We start from the raw sequence: 1,842 nt of genomic DNA, 5'->3' as shown, positions 1-1,842 counted from the left end.
GGCGGAGGCCGCGGATCCCGCCCCACCCGCCGTACCTGAGCCCGCGGCCGCGCCGGCCGACGGCCTTCCTGAGCCTGAGGCCGCGGCCGCGCCGGCCGACGGCCTTTCCGAGCCTGCCGGCCCGTCCGATCCCGGGCGGTTCACCGTGCGGCTGGGGAACTTCGAGGGGCCGTTCGATCTGCTGTTGCAGCTCATCGCCAAGCACAAGATGGACGTCACCGAGGTCGCGCTGTCCAAGGTGACCGACGAGTTCATGACGTACATCCGCGGCATGGGCGCGGACTGGGATCTCGACCAGACGACCGAGTTCCTCGTCGTCGCCGCCACGCTGCTCGACCTCAAGGCCGCCCGGCTGCTGCCCTCCGCCGAGGTGGAGGACGAGGCGGACCTCGCGCTCCTGGAGGCGCGGGACCTGCTGTTCGCGCGGCTGCTGCAGTACCGCGCGTACAAGCAGATCGCCGACATCCTCGCCGCGCGCTGGGAGGCCGAGGGGCGGCGCTACCCGCGAACCGTCGGCCTGGAGGCGCACCACGCCGAGCTGCTGCCCGAGGTCGTCATCACCATCGGCGCGGAGGGCTTCGCCAAACTCGCCGTCAAGGCCATGCAGCCCAAGGCCAAGCCGCAGGTGTACGTCGACCACATCCACGCCCCCCTGGTCAGCGTGCGCGAACAGGCGGCGCTCGTCGTCGCCCTGCTCAAGGAGCGCGGGAGCGTCAGCTTCCGGGAGCTCGCGGCCGACGCCGAGGACACGCTCACCGTCGTCGCCCGCTTCCTGGCGCTCTTGGAGCTGTACCGGGAGAAGGCCGTCGCCCTCGACCAGCCGGACGCCCTCGGGGACCTCACGGTGTCCTGGACGGGCGGCGAGGGGGAGACCCGCGTCACCGACGAGTTCGATCAAGAAACGGAGGTCACGGAGTGAGCGACGTCCGCGACGACCTCAAGCCCGCCCTCGAAGCCGTCCTCATGGTCGTCGACGAGCCCGCGACCGAGGAGCACCTCGCCAAGGTCCTGGACGCGCCCCGCCGCGCCGTGGGCGACGCGCTGCGCGAGCTCGCCGACGAGTACACCGTCCAGGGCCGCGGCTTCGAGCTCCGCCTCGTCGCCGGCGGCTGGCGGTACTACACCCGCCCCGAGCACGCCGCCGCCGTCGAGCGGTTCGTCCTCGACGGGCAGCAGGCCCGGCTCACCCAGGCGGCCCTGGAGACCCTCGCGGTCGTCGCGTACCGCCAGCCGGTCAGCCGGTCCAGGGTCTCCGCGGTGCGCGGGGTGAACTGCGACGGCGTCATGCGCACCCTGCTCCAGCGCGGTCTCGTGGAGGAGGCGGGCGCGGAACCCGAAACAGGTGCGATCCTGTACAGGACGACGAACTACTTCCTGGAGCGGATGGGCCTGCGCGGTCTGGACGAGCTCCCCGAACTCGCGCCCTTCCTCCCCGAGGCGGACGCGATCGAGGCGGACACGCTGGAAGGGGTCCCGTCGTTCGATCCGGATGCACCGGATCGTGAGAACGACGACGACAAGACGGAAGTTTGATGCGAAGCAGCAGCGGCAGGAACAGCGGAAACAACGGCGGGAGCCGTGGTGGCCAGAGCGGCGGCCGCGGCGGCAGCAGTGGCGGCGGCGGTCGCGGCGGCAGCGGTGGCGGCTACCGGGGCGCCGGTGGCGGCGGCAGTGGCCGCGACGACCAGAAGCGCGCGAGCAACCCGCGCCGGCCTCGCCCCGAGGAGCGCTCCTACGACGTGGGCGGCCCCTCCGAGGGCCCGAAGAAGGGTCGCGGCACGGCGGCCCGCAGCCTCCACCGCTCCAACGGGCTGCTGCTCGCCGAGGGCATGGAGTCCGCCG

Annotated in this window: 2 protein-coding genes and 1 pseudogene; all 3 read left to right on the top strand. The window is 72.7% G+C overall.

Annotated elements, in window-relative coordinates; all coding sequences use genetic code 11:
- Positions 1-919: segregation and condensation protein A (locus tag VIU94_RS17815; RefSeq protein ID WP_331912636.1), on the top strand; the 919-nt coding region annotated here is incomplete at its 5' end.
- Entirely contained in the window at positions 916-1,533 is a 618-nt protein-coding gene (scpB, locus tag VIU94_RS17810) for an SMC-Scp complex subunit ScpB (protein ID WP_331912634.1), read from the top strand. The genes VIU94_RS17815 and scpB, both read left to right, overlap by 4 nt.
- Positions 1,533-1,842 (top strand): annotated as a pseudogene (locus VIU94_RS17805) (hypothetical protein); the annotation flags it as partial. The gene scpB and the pseudogene VIU94_RS17805, both read left to right, overlap by 1 nt.

Origin of the sequence: Streptomyces sp. (genome assembly GCF_036566765.1) — a bacterium.
GTDB lineage: Bacteria > Actinomycetota > Actinomycetes > Streptomycetales > Streptomycetaceae > Streptomyces.
The sequence above is the reverse complement of the archived record's forward strand: the minus strand, read 5'-3'. Positions and strand labels throughout refer to the sequence as shown.